Raw genomic sequence first — 18,009 nt, forward strand, 5'->3', positions numbered from 1 at the left:
CTCTTTATGGAGGGTATCTAGAAAAGTACTCTACAACTCAGCCTGAGAATCTGCTGCGATCGCTAACAACTTCGGAAACAAGTACACCGTAAACATGGTCCACCCATCCCGGCTATCGACTGTTACCGTCCCACCTAACTGCTCTGCCAGCTTCTGTACCAGCGCCAACCCGAGTCCCGTCCCCTCATGCAACCAGGGGTCATTGGAAGGAATTCGATAGAACCGCTCAAAAATTCGCTCCTGCTCCTCTGCCGGAATTTCGATACCCGAATTGCAGACCTGGATTTGTAAGAAATCAGACCGTGAAAAAACGGCTATCTGGATCTCCCCCTGAATGGGCGTGTACTTACACGCATTGTTTAGCAACTCCCCCACAATCCGCCCCAGATACATAAAGTCACAGGTCAGCGGCGGCAGTGCCGCAGGGATATCAACGGTGAGCGTTTGGGAGCGGGCACGAGTGCGCTCGATAAACGGTTCTGACAGATGATGCAGCCAATCTCCCAAATCCATCGTAGTGAGCAGCAGGGGCTCAGACTCGGCATCCAGGCGCGATAGATCCAGCAAGTCATTAATCAGCTTCAGCTCGCGGTGGCATTCATCCTTCAAAATTTGGAAATACCGCAGAAAGCTGGGAGACTGGCCTCCCTGCAAAAGCCCCATCTCCATGAGCTTGACTTCGAGCATTTCGGTCGCCATTTTGACGTTCGCCATCGGCGTCCGCAACTCATGGGACACACTACTGAGAAACTCATCCTTCAACCGATTGAGGTGAGCCAGATCCTTCACCTGAGCCTGGGCTGCTTCATAAAGGCGGGCTTGGCGAATGGCGATCGCACACTGATTAGCAATCTGCTCCACCAGGCGAACCTCCAGTTCGTCAAACGGTTCCGGCCCCGCTCGGTACAGCCATAGGTCTCCCATCACAATGTGGCTATCAATTAAGGGGCAGGCCAACACACTGTAATGCCGTTCTCCGTCATACAGGTTTGCCAGCGGCTCATTATCAAGAGCCCTCCAGCAAAAATGCACCGTTCTGCCCTGCATCAGTTGAGCATAAATTTCGGGGAAGTCTTGCAGGTAAATGACAGGCGCACGGGCAGAGGGTCCCCCCTCCGCCAGGTACTCGTATTGGATGGTAGAAGTCTGCCGCTCCAGGTCATACACACTGGTATCACAGGAGCTAATGCGCAGCTCTGTCGTTAGCTCTCGCACCACTTTTTGGAGAATCTGCTGCTCATCCAGACTATCCCGCACCTTGTCGGTGATGCCTTTCAGGAGAGCCTCAAAAGCATTGGCCTGTTGCAACCGCTCAGTGCGTTGCTGCACCATGGTTTCTAGTTCCACATTCAGCCGCTGTGCCCAGGCATAGAGTTCCGACTGCTGAACGGCAATGCCCACTTGAATGCCCAGTTGTTGCAGAAACTCCTGTTCCCAGGCTTGCCACTGCCGGGGAGCCTGACACTGATGGACAATCAGCAACCCCCACAACTCTTGCCCAGCCAGAATGGGGACTACCAAATTGGCTCGAACGTTGAACTGTCGTAAAAGTTGCCGATGGCAGGGGGCGATCGCAGCCAGTTCTACATCCTGAATACCAGAGCAGCGGCCCTGTCGGTATTGCTCTACATACGATACGCGGAAGCAAGGGTCATCGTAGGTCTGCGACAGAATGCTATATTCAGGCCGCAACACCGACTCCACCCGAAAAATGCCACTCCAGTTCGGCTCAAAGCGGTACACAATTACCCGATCGGCCTGAAATAAGTCCCGTACTTCATCCACCGTAGTCTGCAACACGTCATCCAGCTCGAGAGACTGCCGGATGCGCTGGGTAACATGCAACATGACCTGATGACGATGGGCTTGCTTCTGTTGTAGATATTCAATTTCTTTGCGGGTCGTAATATCCTGTAGGGTGCCAAAAAGATACCGGGGTTGTGAGGAGTTACCCTGCACGAGTTGGCCGTTCATCACAGCATGGCTCACCGAGCCGTCCGGCAACAACAACCGAAACTCCAGGTTACAGGGAGAGGCAAAGCCGATCGCCTCCTCAATCCAGGCTTGCAGAGTGGCCTGATCCTGGGGATGTACTCGCTGTACCAAAGTTTCAAAGGAAAACGTGACAGCTTGATGGGGCAACCCTAAAATCCGCAGCGTTTCTTGGGAAGCAGTCAGTTGCCGAGAAGTCAAATCCAGAGACCAATCGCCAATTTGGGCGAGTCGTTGGGTCCGGATGAGGGTTTGCTCGCACTGCCGGAGATGTTCCTCAGTCTGTTTTTGTTTGGAGATGTCGGTATTGGCAAAAATACAGGCGATCGCTTTTCCCTGAGAGTCAAAAATGGCAAAGATCCGCGACAACGTATGCAATGCCGTGCCATCTGAACGGCGGTACGTCATTTCCAGATCTGTCACCGCTTTGCCATTAAGCGCAGCCCTGATTCGTTCAGTAATGGCCGACTGATCCATGGTGTGGGCCAGCAATGACCAGACTGGTTGACCGCAAATATCGGAACTGTAGCCAAGTAACGATTCACAGGCTGCATTCCAGAACAGCACATTCCCATCCAAATCAATGAGAAAAATCGCATTGGGCGAGCGTTCAACCGCTTGTCTAGAGTAATGCAATGCCAGCGAGCAGAGGAATTTTGAAGAAAAGTCGGGGGTCAACCCCAAAAACTCTTCCCGGTGCCCATAATCCTCCAGGGCAGGCTCCTCCAAGACACGCAGCCATGGCCGTTGTAGCGTCGTGTTCTCCTGCCTCAAGCTAACTGAATCGGAGGCATCTTCCAGGGAAGCACCCTCCACCTTCCACTGCTGCTCAAGGCTCACTTCACCTAGAACATCCGCAGGGGTCAACACCTCCAGCACTGTGCCGTCAGCGGCAATCACGGGCAAGTATTGCACCCGGTTTTGTCGAAAGAGGGTTACCAGTAAAGGAATATTCAGTCGTTGCTCCCATGGCAGGGTTGGGACTGAAACCTGCATCAGCGATCGCACAGAAAGACTGTTGGCTTCCTGCCCTCCAGCTATTGCCCGCAGCATATCCGCTGCAGTAATTAACCCGAGCAACCCCTTGGGCTCCCCCACCAGAATACATTCCACCCCCTGCTGCATCTGAGCGATTACATCCGCCCCGGTTCCGTACACCGACACCCACCCATATAAGGGAGGAAATGCAGCGAACTCATCCTCACCTATGGTAGAGACTTGAGCCATCCTATTCCTGAGTTCGACAGTAATCCACGTTCAATCTGTCCAACAATCCCGTCTACGCCGAAGATGCAGACATACCCCTCCAAGACAGAACACACCCGCTCAGCGCCACCAATGGCTTAGCTCCCTGAGGTCATAGCCTGGATTACCGCTTCCTGGCTCACTCGCTCGTAAATCGTTTTGAGGTAGCTCATGACAACCTGTGGCGAAACACCGCTAACAGTCCCTAACAACTCTGGCGTTAAAGGTAATGTACCCAATAAATCTAGAACTGTTTCGCTTCCTGGGTTGGGAGCAATAACAACCAGGGAAGGCTCAAGTTGATGGTGATATTGCCAGAACTGAGCCAGATCCATTTCAGGTAGAGACTGGGTCGAAGCCGTTTCAGGTTCCGCTGTATCTGCGCTCTGCCCCTGGCGCAGCTCTCGTAAAGCGCTCAGCAGTTGCTCTTTGGTACGCCCTCGCAGTTGAAACAGAACAAAAGGATCTTCGCTAAAGCGATCGCCCAAGGTATAGTAGACCGCACCGATGTGCTTACAGGGGTTCGCCGGATCCGGACAGGTGCAACGGCTATGAATATCAAATTTTGTAAAGGGAAACAAACTTAACCCGTTGGCCGTAAACACGTCTTCAATATTGTGAGGCATTTCCCCAGCCAACAGCTTTGCCGTATAAAACGCTTGCTGAGAGAGTGATTCGATAATATATCCCCACTGTTCGTCGTCGAAGGAATCCAGGTGAAGCACCACCTTGTAGGGTTCTGGGGCGGTCCCCTGCACCAGCGCATGCACCTTGTAACCCCGAAACTCAATTTTCAGTACGTGGCCTTCCCGGGCATAGTTGCGGGCTCGGGCTAGGCGTCGCACCCAGCCAAAGGATTCCAACACATCGACCCATCGTTGTGCCCACCATTCCCGATTGGATTGAACCCCTGCCTCAGTCATGCAGCCATACCCATGACATTTAATTCTGCATCTACAAACCTCTATCACTACTCAAACGCGATTCCTCAGGATTTTCAACGGGAAAAGAACAGGACTGCTAAAAATTGTCATCAATCTTTGCCGTAATTACCCTGAGAAAAATCAGGTCTAAGGTTAGCGAGATAGGCGCTGAACACGTGCCCCTTCAACCTTATGCCCCAGAAACCGCTTTCCCAGTGTTTCCTCCAGGTATCCGCAAATTTTCCCATGCACGTTCTGTGCATAGTTGTGAACATAAATGTAACAATGGATCCAATTAGAAATATGTCTTGGGTCAGATTTACCTTATGATCTTTAACTCTGACGGAACAGAATTCTTTGCGAGCGGCAGCAGGGAGGAGCGGCAGGCCAACCAACTGCTGCAATACCTCCAGCACCAATCTCCAGAAATGCTAGGACGAGTCGCCCGCTCGGTCAGCCCTGAAATCAAGGAAATCATCTCCCAAAACGTACAGGGATTGGTGGGAATGCTTCCGTCGGAAGCCTTCAACATGCAAATCACCACCGACCGAGAAAATCTTGCAGGGCTGTTGGCTTCGGCCATGATGACTGGATACTTTCTGCGACGGATGGAACAGCGAATGGAGTTGGAATCTAGCATGGCTAGTTCCTTTTCCCTTCGCGATGATGATGACAATCGTCCTGACTAAATTAGGTCAAGGGTTAATTTGGGCACAGAGCCCACGAAAAATGTAACGGAAACGGGCTCTAAGGAGGTTTCTGCATAAGAATCTACCCAGGATGTTGGTGCTTTGCCCGCTTCGCGGGCAAAGCACCAACATCCTGGGGGTAATTTCATTGTTGGAAATCTCCTAAGCTCTAACCCATCTGATCCACTGGGAAGGCCGTAGGCCGTACTGTAATCGAGAGAACTCGGCCTTCTCGGTTTACTTCTAGCTGAAGGCGATCGCCCACTCGTACGCTTTCCACCTGTTCCTGAACCTCTGTTGAGGTTTTTACGTCGACCCCATTAATCTTTACAATTACATCTCCCGCTTGGAGCCCGGCTTCCTGAGCTGGTGTTTGCTCCATCACTTGTACAATCAGCACGCCTTCATCCACTTCAATCTTGGCGGTAATCTCAGTTTCCTCTGCCACGCGGCGCTTGATGTCGGGAGTCAAATCAATCATTTGTATCCCTAAATAGGGATGCTGGGCATTGCCGTTAGAAAAGAGCTGCTCTGAAATACGCTGGGCCGTTTCGATGGGAATGGCAAACCCCAATCCCTGAGCGTTGGCCCGAATGGCCGTGTTAATTCCAATGACTTCACCCCGGTCATTCAGTAGCGGTCCTCCCGAATTACCAGGGTTGATGGCCGCGTCAGTCTGAATGAACCGCACGCGGCGATCGGGCACCCCTACCTGAGAGCTACTGCGACCTGTGGCGCTGATAATGCCCGCAGTGACGGTATTGTCGAGGCCCAAAGGGTTGCCGATGGCGATCGCCCACTGCCCCGGAATCAGCGCTTCGGAGCTACCCAGGGTCACGGTTGGAAGATTTGTCGCATCAATTTTTACTGCCGCCACATCCGTCACCGGGTCAACCCCAACCACTTGGCCTTCCAGCACCCGTCCATCCTTCAGCGTTACCTGCACCTTATCAGCCCCTTGCACCACATGGGCATTGGTGATGATGTGGCCTTCTTTGCTAACAATGAAGCCTGAACCAGTGCCCTGTTCAATCCGCTCGGGCATGGGCATCTCCTGCTCCCCGAAAAAGCGGCGGAAAAAGGGGTTTTCAAGTTCACCCGGTCCGTTGCCGCCAACCTTACGTGAGGAGTCAATCCGCACCACAGCCGGGCCAACCCGTTCTACAGCCTCCGCTATAAAATTGCGGCTTTGTGGAGCAGATGCAGCTGGCAACGATGGCAGCGTTATATCAGTCTGGCTCGTAATAGCGCGTGCTACTGGCTTTGGGCTTAGAGCCATAGGCTGTTCTGGTTGTCGCAGCGCGTAAAGCCGATATCCACCTACCAATCCAGTTGCGATACCCGCGGAAAGAAGGGTCAGGTATAGTGCCACTTGTTTCATAAAGCAATGGAAGGGGTGGATAAAGTTGCGGATAAATTGAACGTTTGCTTCTAATCACGGTTTGTAGAAGGGTCCGCTAGACTGAAACCATTGAGGTAGCTCTACAGAAGAGCTTTTACTTCCCCAAGATAGTTTCCTCCTAATGGTAACGAACATCCTTCTTTTCCTGATGGTTCGGTCCATAGTTTGGAGTGATCTAACTCATAACCAGGAGCGCTAGCCCATAGCTCACCTGGTTTAATTGTGGCCCCCGTCTATTCTGACTCACCTCTGAACGATCTATGACTTTGCTTCCCCGGTTTGTTTCACTTGCATTCGGTCTGGTTACCTTAGGGACTGGGCTGCTGGCACTGCCACTGGAGGCAATAGCCATACCCGGCTCCCAACGAGTCGCCCAAGCTTCTTCACCGAACGGCGCTCTTTGCCCAGAAGCCGCACTCTCTCGTCTGCGCCGCCACCGCATTGCCACCGGAGAAACTCTGACCTCTCTGGCTCAGCAGTACGATCTGATTCCCGCAACACTGATGGGTTTCAACCCTGTTCTGCGCAACGGCAACGCCCCGGTCGGGACAGAAATTGTGATTCCTCCCTACAACGGCATCCGCGTAGAAGTTCCAGCAGGAAGCACCTGGCGGGACGTAGCAGCAGCTTACGGGGTACGAGCGGATGTCCTCTTTGAGGTGAATGGCTGTACCCAAAACGCCCCCAGGGTTGTTTTCATTCCAGGGATCAACTGGGCTCCGACACCTGTAGCTCAGGTGGTTGAATCTAACCCAACGTTGTCCCGCTACCCGCTGCCCAATGAGGCGGAGGTCGTCACAGGTTACGGTTGGCAAGTTAATTTCTTGACCAGTCAGATGGCCTTCCACAGTGGGGTAGATTTACAGGCGGCTGCAGGAACCCCAGTGTTGGCCGCCCAAGATGGCACCGTCGCCTTCGCCTCAACCCAGGGGAACTATGGCAATTTAGTGGTGCTCAATCATGCAGGCGGACTACAAACCCGCTATGCCCAACTGGCGACGATTGATGTTGCAGTGGGACAAACGGTTAGAAGAGGCGATCGCCTGGGTACGGTCGGGCAAACGGGGGATGCCTCCACTCCTCACCTGCATTTTGAGGTTCGCTCTAACTCTAGCCTAGGCTGGGTAGCCGAAAGCCCCACCCAATTCTTTCCCAGCATGGAAGTAGGACGCTGAACGATTACAACCCCAGCCAGTAAGGAAAGGTGCATGGAGCTTTTGGTTCCACGCACCTTTCTTTTTAGGCCAGAGTCAAAAAACTACGAGGCAAGTGCCATGTCGGATGAGGCATTCAGGAAACGTTCGAGATAAAGATAAACCCCTTCATTGGCCTGAAAGGAAATACTAATGTGATCGACAGCTTGTTCCACGGCCAAGATGTCGACCTGATAGTGCGGCATGATCAAAAAATTGAGCCAATCGGCAATCTCAGAAAAGGGGACATGAAGCCGTCCTAGACAACATCCATCAACCAGTTCTGTAGAAAAGCAAGGACTTGGGTGCATCTTAAACCCCTTATATGCTCAACCTGAACTATCTTGCATCACAAATAGTACATTTGAACTTATTATTCACAAGTTCTCTCAATCCGGCAAGAGAGATTTTCTAAAGAATTTACACAACTCTTAGTTTTCGGTTCTGCCCAATTGCGGCCCCATGGCGACACTAAGATTCAGCCGAGCCCAACTTTACAGAAATTCATTTGACAAAAATTGGCAAAACGGTAACATTAAATACAGAAAGCATTTTTCTTTCTTGCCTAAAGCCTGGCTCGTCATCTGTAGTAAGCCCTTTTGGTCCTGCTTTTCTACAATGAGTCGTTGTCCTCTCTTCATCCAGGTTGGTTCCCAAGGATTTGTTTTCGTTTCTTAAGAGGTGACTATGGAACTTCACTATCGCGGCGCGGCTTACAGTGCTCCAGACACAGGAGTGGAATTTTCTGAAGGTGATGTTATTGGCCAATATCGGGGAGCGGCGTTGAAAGCTCACCGGCTTAACAATGCCCCCAGTGAAACAGCCAAACCCCGGATGAAATATCGCGGGGCCTGGGTACAGTAAATCTCTTGAGAGATTTTGAAGTTTTCCCTAAAGTCTCTGCCTATAGTTTTGTGGATGTAGCGAACTCAACACCCCGAGAGGGGTGTTTTTCTTTAGGCTAATTTTCTTCGAATGCCAATATAGGCTCAGTTTGGGCAAGCTGAAGTGTCCATTTTGGCATGTGCGCAGCACACGCCAAGAAGGGCGTTTTCGAGCGCCGCATATGGCGTGACATTCGAAAACGCCCTTCATTCAAACTCAGCAATTCTCAGTATGGGTATCAAAGCCAAGAGTTCACGCCCTAGGGGCGTGAACTCTTGGCTTTGATACCCGAAAACCGCGCGCCAAAGGCGCGCGGTTTTCGGGCCTGATTTCAAAATGAGAATTGCTGGTTCAAACTGCTGAATTTGGCTCTTTCAAAAAACGGCCTGAACAAATGGCGATAGAATGCTGGAACGTTTGAAGCTCAATTTTTTTTATGACAGAAGACATTAGGATGATTGGCAAAGTGGTAGGAATTTCTGCCCTTTTGGCAATCGCCATTCGTTATGGAGCCCCCCTGGTTACCTGGCCAAGCGGTGCTCCAGTGGTGGTTACTTTAATTGTATTGCCCTCTATACTGGTGGGTCTGCTTCTTTTCTGGCGGGGACAGCAAGCATGTTAGGGGCGATCGCCGGAGACGTTGTTGGCTCCGTTTATGAATTTAATAATTACCGTTCCAAAGACTTTTCGCTTCTCCAGGCGACCTCCACCTTTACGGATGACACGATCCTGACGGTTGCCGTTGCAGATGCGCTGCTCACAGGCGTGGACTATGTCACTGCCTTCAAGCAGTATTACCAACGCTATCCCAACCCCTGTGGCAGCTATGGTGCTCGCTTTGCTCAATGGGCGGCCTCCAGCACACCCGAACCCTACAACAGTTGGGGAAATGGCTCAGCGATGCGGGTCAGCCCCATCGGGTTTGCTCTAGATACCCTGGAGGCGGTGCTACACGAGGCAGAGCGAAGTGCTGCCGTTACCCACAACCATCCTGAAGGAATTAAAGGGGCACAAGCAACTGCAACTGCCATTTTCCTAGCACGCCAGGGGGCGTCTAAAGCAGACATCAAGGTTCATGTTGAAACAATTTTTGGTTACGACCTGAGCCGTAAGCTGGATGACATTCGTCCGGTGTATCGGTTTAATGAATCGTGCCAGGAAACCGTCCCCGAAGCGCTGATTGCATTTCTGGAAGCAACGGATTTCGAGGATGCCCTGCGTAATGCAGTATCTCTAGGTGGGGATAGCGATACGTTAACCTGCATTACGGGCGGTGTTGCCGAGGCGTTTTATGGGGTGCCGGAGGCGATCGCCCAGGCCATTCTTGATCGGCTTGATCCCTTCCTGCGTCAGAAAACAGAAACATTCCGGCAGCAGTTCGGGACTCGGATGCCTCGTCAATCCAATAACAGAAACGGATGGGCTGTGTGAGGCAAAGCATTCGGAATAAACCTTTAGACAATCGTGAAATGTTTGCTCTGAATGCTTCGCCCTTGGCCTTCTACCTTCTATGGCCTACCCCTCTGCCTTCTTACGAAACCGCATTCGATAGACAGGCTTATCTTGCTCCAATGTGAATATTTCTCGTTCGGTCATGACTGGAAATGGGTTGGGAGTTTGTTCAGGAATGCCGGTCTCGCGCTGGAAGATGGGGTGTTCGTGGAAGCGATCGCCCATTTCCAGTAACACTTCCTCCACATCAGATTGTAAAAAGACTTCGCCGCTGGGGATGAGGAATTGGGCGATCGCCCCCACAACTTCAGGTTGAATAACTCGGCGCTTCTGGTGGCGCTTTTTAAACCAGGGGTCAGGAAACTGTACAGCGACCTTTTGGAACACCCCGACTGGTAGTGAACTTAGTAGGGGGTGTAGAGCATTATTGGCGTTGCAAAAGAGGTAATGCAAGTTTTTCAGACCGGCTTCTTGACATGCATCGTTAGCCCGGATAACCAAAGGTTCACGAATTTCCAGCCCCAGGAAGTTCCAGTCAGGTTGTTGGGCCGCCATTTCTAAAAGGAAGCTACCCCGTGCACAACCAATGTCAAGCAGCAGCGGCTGTTGGGGCGAGGCATAGATTTGTGACCAATTCGGTGGCTGAATCGGAGTCTGATATTTCTGACTAAGAGGGTTTACGTGCTGCCGTACTCGAACGATTGACAAATTTCATCACTCCTGTTGAAAATAAGCCTTTTCCAGGCTACAGCAATTTTCTGACACCTATATATAGCGGGTGTATCCCACTTTTACAAAAGTGGGATACACCCTACATAGCTATAACCCTTTCCAGCAATTCTCATTGTGGGCTTCAACGCCAAGAGTTCGTGCCTTACGGGCACGAACTCTTGGCGTTGAAGCCCGAACTGCTCGCGTGGAGCGAGCGGTTTTCGGGTTGGATGCCAAAATGAGAACGCAGAAATGTTGATTTAACTGACTTCAAACCGGCCGGAAAGTGCCCAACCTAACCACACAATCCAAAAGAGTTGGTGAAGGATAACAATGGCCCAAAATTCAATCTGATAGGACTCTTTTCTGCTTTTATGGCGAAGTTTTCGCTGGGCAACGAAGCCTCCTACCCATCCACCCGCGAATTCTAGAACATGCAATGTTCTTTCTGGAATTCTCCGGGTTCTTCGTTTGGCAGAGGATTTATCGTTGGCATAGCAGGCAAAGGTTAACAAGCTCATTCCGGGATAGAGCAGGAGGGGCAACATGTTCATGGTCAACCAGGCAAAATGTAGGGACCCCGCCAGCGGCAGAATGGAAAGCAGCAAGAGCTCGACTACAGGAAAAGAGAATTTAGGCGGGTGTCGAGAAGATTCTGGAGACGGCTTACACCGTGCCCCTTGAATAAAGGCATTTTGTGCACGAAGCTTACCTTCTTGAAGCGTTGAATAGTAATAGATGACGTCTCCAACTTGCGGTCGACGTGTTGAATCTTTTAATTCAGAAATATGCAGAAAAACATCCTGGCTGCCATCAGCAGGGCGAATAAATCCAAAACCCTTTGCATCTTTCCAGGCTGTCAGTTGTCCCTTCTGGAGAACAGACATAGCACACCTTCACGGCTATACTCCTTACTGTAGGTTTCCCTAGCCTAAAAAAATATCTAAAACTCTTTCTTTTTGTCGTAATTCATTCCAACAATATTCTTTTGACAAGACCAATTTTCGTGATTGAAGGGCACAGAAAATCAATCTTTTCAAATAGCTTTTGAGAGCTCGATTTTGATAGTAGATCTTGCCTGTAAAATCATCTCTTTAACGAGCGTTGCGTTCAGCAATCAGCACATCTGCTAGATTTTCGGGAATGCTGTCCAGATCGGTGTAGCCATTGGAAGGAAGGATTGGGGAGCGGAAGGTGTAGGACGGTTCGCATTCGCCGGAGTCATACACCTGAATAATCCACTCATCGGGTAAACCTTCAAAGCCAATTTCGACAACGTACCAGTCCTCTCCTAGGGGGCGAGCGCTGCGAATGGTAAACCATTCTTGATACTCAAGCGAAAGGCTCCAGGCGTCCAGGAGAAAAGCAAGTGCTTGTTGTCCCGCCTCGTTTGCTGTGAGCTGCATAGGATCAGGATGAGATAAATTGCAACGTATTACAGACCTGATGATCGGCCTCGCTCATACTTATCTTCATACTTACATCAGTCTTTATCGGGCTGTCACAGTCCGAAATGATTTGTGAGATTGCCTCAGGCTAAGGCTCAAAGGTGATGTAAGCCTTTCCAATCTCAATTTCAACATAAGCTGGACCTTATCTACATTCTGCCTGTGCAGCTTCATATTGAACCGGTATAAGTAAGCTCAACCCAAATGTTTTTTTATACATTAGTTCGGACGGTTTTTCTGAAACCCTTGATTTTGCGTGTGCGAAGCGCACGCAAAATCAAGGGTTTCAGAAAAACTGTGCAGAGTATTGTTTATAGCAACTTATAGCAAATATCAAAGCTGGTTAAAAAACCATTACACATTATGGTTCTTTAACCGGAGATCGCATTGAAGCTGGGAAGCAAAAACTGCTGCGATCGCGTTCAGGACTGTGATGCAGGAGCCGAAACATTTTGAGGTTTCTGCTGGAGAGCGTGGAGCAAGTCTTCTGTTGTAAAGGGCTTAGCCAGAAAGCGACTAAAACCAGCACGTTCTGCTTCAGCGATCGCATCCACGGAACTCAATCCACTCATCGCAATAGCATAAACTTCGGGGTGTATAGATTTCAGGATAGGAATGGTTGCCAGACCATCCATTAAGGGCATCATTACATCCATTAAGACGCAGTGAATCTCGTTGTAGTGCTCGTTAAAAAGGGCGATCGCAGCCTCTCCGTTATGGGCTGTAAGAACGCGGTAATTGTAGGTTTCCAGGGTCGTTCGCGTAATTTCGCGAATGGCTTCTTCATCATCAACGATTAAAATTAACTCCTGCTGGCCGAAGAGCAAATCTAGAGCATTCTCCATCTGAGTGGGTTCCACATCACAGGCTGGCAAAAACACTTTAAACTCGCTGCCGTGATTGACCTGGCTCCGAACATCCACAAAGCCCTCATGGCTTTTAACAATGCCCAGTACAGCCGACAATCCTAGCCCGGTGCCCTGCCCTAATTCCTTAGTGGTGAAAAATGGGTCAAAAATTCGATGGAGAACATCGGATGTCATGCCAGTGCCGGTGTCTGATACCGAAACCACGACATAGGCCCCTGCCGATCCATCTAAATAACGACGAGCCTGACGGTCATCTAACCACAGATTTTGGGCCGTAATCTCTAATGTGCCGCCTTGAGGCATTGCATCTCGGGCATTGACACAGAGATTCATGAACACCTGATGCAGTTGGGTCGCATCCCCCAACAGGCTCCAGAGACTTGGGTCGATTTCGTTGCGAATAATGATCGACTTGGGGAGCGTCTGCTCCAAAATTTGCGTCACCTCATCCAGTAAGTAATTGAGCTGGAGGCTGACCCGCTGGCCCTCAACCCCACGGGCAAAGGACAGAATTTGTTTTACTAGATTAGCTCCCCGATGGGCACTGGTCTCCAGAGTCTCCAAAATGCGTCGGGTGTCGTCGTTCAACGCAGGAAGCTTCATGGGTAGCAACTGTGACACTACCAGCATGGGTGTCAGGATGTTGTTAAGGTCATGGGCAATCCCGCTGGCCAGAGTTCCCAAGCTCTCTAAGCGCTGAGCACGAAGAAATTGGGCCTCTAATTGTTTCTTCTCGGTGATGTCCATGTGGATACCCATCATTCGCCGGGGGCATCCCGCTTCATCATGAAAGGCGCTACCTTTGATGGCAATCCAACGAGTATCGCCCTTCTCGCCCACCATACGGAATTCGGTATCAAGCACCTGGCCGTGGTTAACCGTTCGCCACAGTTCTTCGTTAGTGCGATCGCAATCCTCTGGGTGAAGGCTTTGCAACCAGGTGTGATAAGAACCAGCAAAAGAACCAGGACGCATTGGCCCCAGGGAATGAGGATCACGGCTCCAGATGAAGGTATCGGTTTCCAAGTCCCACTCAAAGGTGCCGATTTTTCCAGCCTTCTGAGCAAGCTCCAGGCGTTCCTGAATGCGTTGCCGCTGCTCTACTTGCTGGCGTAGTTGGTCGTTGGCCTCTTTTAACTCTGCTGTACGTTCCTGTACTCGGTTTTCTAAGACTTCGTTGGCTTCCCGCAGGGCTTCGGCTGCCTGTTTACGTTGGATGGCATACCGGAGCGATCGCACCAACAACTCCTGGTTCACCTGGCGCTTCAGCAGATAATCTTGCGCGCCGCGCCGCACTGCTTCTAAGGCCAAGTCCTCATCGTTAGTATTGGTCAGCACCACGATGGGAAGGCTGGGCCTGGCCTGGATTAAAGTATCCAACGAATCCAGGCCCGTACTGTCCGGCAGGGTCAGGTCCAGGAGAGCCACATCCACGGGTTCGGCTTGGAGGTGGGCGATCGCCTCCCCTAATCGCTTCACATGAGTTGAAGTAAACCGCTGGTGCAGCGTGCCTTTCAGGGTTTCCTGAAGCATGCGAGCTTCTGCAATGTTGTCTTCTACCAGCAGAACGTTAACCCCCGCTGGATTTGGCCCCATCGAATTCATTGCTGCTCCCCATGACTCAGCGGCAGATCGGGTGGGGGCAGTATCGCTGTTTCTAACCAAAATTCCTCAATCCCCCGGACAATCTTGAATAACTGGGCCAGGTTGCGTGATTTAGAGATGTAGCAGTTGACGTGCAAATCGTAGCTTTTGAAAATATCCTCTTCACTGCGCGAGGTAGTCAGCACAATGATGGGAATGTGCTGTAAATCCGGGTCTGCTTTAATCTCTGCCAGTACCTCCCGGCCATCTTTTTTAGGCAAGTTCAAATCCAGCAGGATGAGGTCGGGGCGGATAGCCGCCTCGTACTCCCCATCCTGCCGCAGATAGGTCATCGCCTCCATCCCATCACGGGTTACCACCACCTCACAGGCGGCTGACGTACTCTTCAGCGCTTCCTGAATAAGGCGGATGTCGCCCCGGTTATCTTCGACTAAAAGGATAGTTTTGAGCCGTGCGTCCGTTTGCATGGTTGCGATCGCGCCCCCCTACTGGAATCGTGAAATAGAAGGTAGCCCCTTCGCCCAGGGCTGCATCTACCCAAATCTGCCCCCGATGGCATTCAACAATCTTCTTGCAAATCGCCAATCCCATACCAGAACCAGGGTACTCGTCCCGAGTATGTAGCCGTTGGAAGATCACAAAGATCCGTTCGGCAAATTGTTGATCAAAGCCAATACCGTTATCCTTCACCGAGAATAACCAGTCTTCATCCCGCCGCTGTACCCCAATATGAATTTGCGGTGACTCTTCGGGTTTACGGAATTTGATGGCATTCCCCAGCAGGTTCTGGAACAACTGCATCAGTTGGGTACCATCCGCAACAATGGTAGGCAATGGATCATAGGTAATGATGGCTCCGGTTTCGGCAATGCGGTTTCGGAGGTTGCCCTGAGCCTGTTCCAACGAAGTTTCCAGATGAGTCAGTTCCCACTCGATGCCCTTTAAATCGACCTTGGAGTAAGCCAGAACGTCATCGATCAGGGTTTGCATCAGGCTGACACCATCTACGACGAAGCCGATAAATTCCTTCCCATCGTCTCCCAGCTCTGCGTCATACCGCATTTCTAGAAGTTGAACGAAGTTCGCAACCTGATTTAGAGGTTCTTGTAAGTCATGCGATGCAACGTAAGCAAACTTCTTCAGTTCAGCGTTCGAGCGCTCCAGATCTTGGGCTAACAACGCCAGTTCTTCCGCCTGCCGCAGGATGATGTTGACGATCGCTTTCCGTAATTCCAGCACCGCTTTCACCTCTACTGACTTCCAGGGCAGAGATTTCAGCCGCACCGTTTCCTTCCACAGATCAAAGGACTTGCGGGGGCAAAGGCGCATATGCCCATCCGTATCCTTGAGCTCGTAAGCATTGTTGGGATCGCCGCCCCAGTTCACGGTCTGAATCACTTCTGGGCGGAACCACAGCACATAACTGCGCTTCGAGATAGGAATGGCTAACAGACCGCTTGCTACGTTCTTGAACCGTTCTGCATCCGAGTAAACCAGGGGCAGCGCATTGGTCGAGAACACCTCTCCGTCTACGGTTTTGTTCAGCCATTGCACCAGGAAGTTGAGTTCCTCCTCAGGGGGCGTTTGGCCCAGGGTTGTCCAGTGGCCGTTGAAGCAGATAGCGGCCCCTTTCGCATCGACCAGATCGAGCAAGTTTGGATCGCGACGGATCAAGCCATCAATGAAATAAGCCTCCTCGGACATGGATTCCACCAGGGCAGACTGCACCTGGGAAACTTTTGTGCGGTAGTTATAATCCGCCTCCTCTTCACGGGTAGAAATTTCAGCAAAAATCACCCGTCCCAGAAATTCACACGCCTTCCGCAATTCGTAGGGCACCAGTTTAGGGGTGCGGTGATGACAGGCGATCAGCCCCCACAGTTTCTCATCCTTCATGAGGGAAATGGTGAGAGATGCCCCAACACCCATGTTGTGTAAATACTCCAGGTGACAGGGGTAGGGGCTACGGAGGATGGACAGCGTAAGGTCAGTGGGCTGCTCCGTCATGGGGTTGGTGGTGGGATAGAGATCCACCGCATCCGCTGCCGCATCGGGAATGACCCGTATCCAGTTGGACAGGAACATTTTGCGGGCTGTCGTGGGAATGTCTGACTCCGGATAGTGCAAGCCCAGGTAAGACTCCATGGCATCGATTTTGTCTTCAGCGACGACTTCCCCATGCCCGTCATCGTCAAATTTGTAGAGCATGACACGATCGAAGCCCGTCACGTTGCGCACTTCCCGCACAATCACGTGACAAAAATCTGCCAGGTTAGAGGTCGCTTCCAATTGTTGAATGGAAGCTTTAGCTAGATGATAAAAGCTCAAAAAAGGAATGGTTTCCTGGGTTAGTGCTGGCTCTAATTCCAGCACCAACGTGTTATCAGCGGTGCGGTGGAAGATGGCATCAAATACACTGTATTCATCCCCGGCACGGCGTACCCAAACCTTTGTGGGGTTAATTAATTCCAAATTGTTGTATGCCAAGCCAGCTTTGAAGCGATCGACCTGAAAGGGATCAAGAATTTCGTCTAAAGTTCTGCCTAACACGAATTCAGGTCGGATACCAAAGGCTTTTAGGGTATTGCTGCTAACTTGTAATACGCGCAGACCAGGCTCATCCAGCACCAACAGTACACCGTGAGGTTGGATTTTTGTCAGGTAGTTAATTTGTGGCTGTTTGAGATTGGTTAAATTAATTTCTTGGACGTCAAGATTGACAGCAGCCATAGCCTTCTCCAGGAATAGTGTTTTCTGACGAACGACATAGTTCATACGCGATCGCGAACCCACAACGTTGGTTCACAACCCCAGCGGTTGATTGAATCAATTCAGCACGCTTACAAATCCCACGACCCAATGCAGAGTTCGGATAAACCGGAAATCGATCAATGGGAATTTAGATAAAATTTATTCCACAATTTCAGCCTAATTTTTATGAAGAAACAGGAGGTTTATGGAAGAGGGCGACACAGTCTTACCTCAGCAGCATATCTCAGAAAAAGCTACCACTGCTAATAGGAATTATTAAATAAACCAGAAACTTTTTCAGCACAATAGAGGCCATTTTAACTACATTAAAATGCCCAAAAACTTCTATTCGCTTACAAACAACTACAGTTTTTAATATGAAAAATTAATCACTTAAGTATTCACTCTACAGGTAGCGTTACAATTCCCAACCAAAACTCTTCAATTCGCTTGACGACCTGTGACAAATTCTCTAAGTCATCAGATTTCAATACATAGCAGTTACCCTGAAGTGCATAGCTGCGAAAAACTTGCTCAGCGCGATCGCGTAGCGTAAATACAATGATCGGAATGCGCCGTAACTGCGGATCTGCCTTCATATCGGCCAGAATATTCAGACCATCCGTATCGGTCAGATCACAATCCAACAACACCAGATCGGGCCGGGTTGCTCCCTCATAATTTTCCCGCTTATGCAAAAAGTCAGAGGCATCGGAACCATTGGCAACCGCGACCAATCGATAGCGCTCCTCACTTTCACTGAAAACAGTTGTAATGGTTTCAATATGGTCGGGATTGCCATCAATCACCAAAATTAAACGCTCACCAGCGACATCTAGCATGG

At 50.6% G+C, this 18,009-nt stretch carries 15 protein-coding genes; 4 read left to right on the forward strand and 11 right to left on the reverse strand.

The genetic code is table 11. From position 1 onward, the window contains the following. Positions 1-30: 30 nt before the first annotated feature. Both H6F91_RS01710 and H6F91_RS01715 read right to left on the reverse strand, forming a co-directional pair. Entirely contained in the window at positions 31-3,219 is a 3,189-nt protein-coding gene (locus tag H6F91_RS01710) for a GAF domain-containing protein (RefSeq protein WP_190770402.1), read from the reverse strand. A 116-nt stretch (positions 3,220-3,335) separates the two neighbouring features. Continuing rightward, positions 3,336-4,160, reverse strand: coding sequence for an SWIM zinc finger family protein (locus tag H6F91_RS01715; RefSeq protein WP_190770403.1), 825 nt, complete (start codon positions 4,158-4,160; stop codon positions 3,336-3,338). Positions 4,161-4,486: 326 nt separating this feature from the next. Between H6F91_RS01715 and H6F91_RS01720 the strand changes: the two genes are divergently transcribed. Beyond that, positions 4,487-4,849 carry a DUF760 domain-containing protein gene (locus H6F91_RS01720; protein ID WP_190770404.1) on the forward strand — a complete coding sequence of 121 codons (363 nt, stop codon included), beginning with the start codon at positions 4,487-4,489 and terminating at the stop codon, positions 4,847-4,849. Between the two features lie 169 nt (positions 4,850-5,018). Here H6F91_RS01720 and H6F91_RS01730 read toward each other — a convergent pair whose 3' ends face one another. Beyond that, on the reverse strand, positions 5,019-6,230 hold the full coding sequence (locus tag H6F91_RS01730) for an HhoA/HhoB/HtrA family serine endopeptidase (protein ID WP_190770406.1): 1,212 nt from the start codon (positions 6,228-6,230) through the stop codon (positions 5,019-5,021). Between the two features lie 281 nt (positions 6,231-6,511). Here H6F91_RS01730 and H6F91_RS01735 point away from each other — a divergent pair, with 281 nt between their 5' ends. Continuing rightward, complete coding sequence (locus H6F91_RS01735) at positions 6,512-7,426, forward strand: M23 family metallopeptidase (protein WP_190770407.1); 915 nt, start codon at positions 6,512-6,514, stop codon at positions 7,424-7,426. 83 nt (positions 7,427-7,509) lie between these two features. Here H6F91_RS01735 and H6F91_RS01740 read toward each other — a convergent pair whose 3' ends face one another. Continuing rightward, positions 7,510-7,755 carry a hypothetical protein gene (locus tag H6F91_RS01740; protein ID WP_190770408.1) on the reverse strand — a complete coding sequence of 82 codons (246 nt, stop codon included), beginning with the start codon at positions 7,753-7,755 and terminating at the stop codon, positions 7,510-7,512. A 376-nt stretch (positions 7,756-8,131) separates the two neighbouring features. Between H6F91_RS01740 and H6F91_RS01745 the strand changes: the two genes are divergently transcribed. Together H6F91_RS01745 and H6F91_RS01755 are read left to right on the forward strand one after the other, a co-directional pair. After that, on the forward strand, positions 8,132-8,308 hold the full coding sequence (locus H6F91_RS01745) for a DUF4278 domain-containing protein (protein WP_190770409.1): 177 nt from the start codon (positions 8,132-8,134) through the stop codon (positions 8,306-8,308). 636 nt (positions 8,309-8,944) lie between these two features. Next, positions 8,945-9,760, forward strand: coding sequence for an ADP-ribosylglycohydrolase family protein (locus tag H6F91_RS01755; RefSeq protein ID WP_190770411.1), 816 nt, complete (start codon positions 8,945-8,947; stop codon positions 9,758-9,760). Between the two features lie 84 nt (positions 9,761-9,844). Here the strand turns inward: H6F91_RS01755 and trmB are convergent, their stop codons facing one another. From trmB to H6F91_RS01790, 7 genes are all read right to left on the reverse strand, one after another. Next, a complete protein-coding gene (gene trmB, locus H6F91_RS01760; protein WP_190770412.1) occupies positions 9,845-10,489 on the reverse strand; it encodes a tRNA (guanosine(46)-N7)-methyltransferase TrmB in 645 nt (214 codons plus the stop codon). A 263-nt stretch (positions 10,490-10,752) separates the two neighbouring features. Beyond that, positions 10,753-11,379, reverse strand: coding sequence for a DUF1294 domain-containing protein (locus H6F91_RS01765; RefSeq protein WP_190770413.1), 627 nt, complete (start codon positions 11,377-11,379; stop codon positions 10,753-10,755). A 207-nt stretch (positions 11,380-11,586) separates the two neighbouring features. Next, on the reverse strand, positions 11,587-11,898 hold the full coding sequence (locus tag H6F91_RS01770; protein ID WP_190770414.1) for a hypothetical protein: 312 nt from the start codon (positions 11,896-11,898) through the stop codon (positions 11,587-11,589). A gap of 464 nt (positions 11,899-12,362) precedes the next feature. Further along, a complete protein-coding gene (locus H6F91_RS01775; RefSeq protein ID WP_190770415.1) occupies positions 12,363-14,414 on the reverse strand; it encodes a response regulator in 2,052 nt (683 codons plus the stop codon). Further along, positions 14,411-14,881, reverse strand: coding sequence for a response regulator (locus tag H6F91_RS01780; RefSeq protein WP_190770416.1), 471 nt, complete (start codon positions 14,879-14,881; stop codon positions 14,411-14,413). Before H6F91_RS01780 ends, H6F91_RS01775 begins: the two co-directional genes overlap by 4 nt. Beyond that, complete coding sequence (locus H6F91_RS01785; RefSeq protein WP_190770430.1) at positions 14,835-17,144, reverse strand: ATP-binding protein; 2,310 nt, start codon at positions 17,142-17,144, stop codon at positions 14,835-14,837. Before H6F91_RS01785 ends, H6F91_RS01780 begins: the two co-directional genes overlap by 47 nt. Before the next feature lie 422 nt (positions 17,145-17,566). Further along, a complete protein-coding gene (locus H6F91_RS01790) occupies positions 17,567-18,007 on the reverse strand; it encodes a response regulator (RefSeq protein ID WP_190770417.1) in 441 nt (146 codons plus the stop codon). Positions 18,008-18,009 lie beyond the last annotated feature (2 nt).

It is taken from the genome of Leptolyngbya sp. FACHB-8, assembly GCF_014695575.1.
Taxonomy (GTDB): Bacteria; Cyanobacteriota; Cyanobacteriia; order Elainellales; family Elainellaceae; genus Vacuolonema.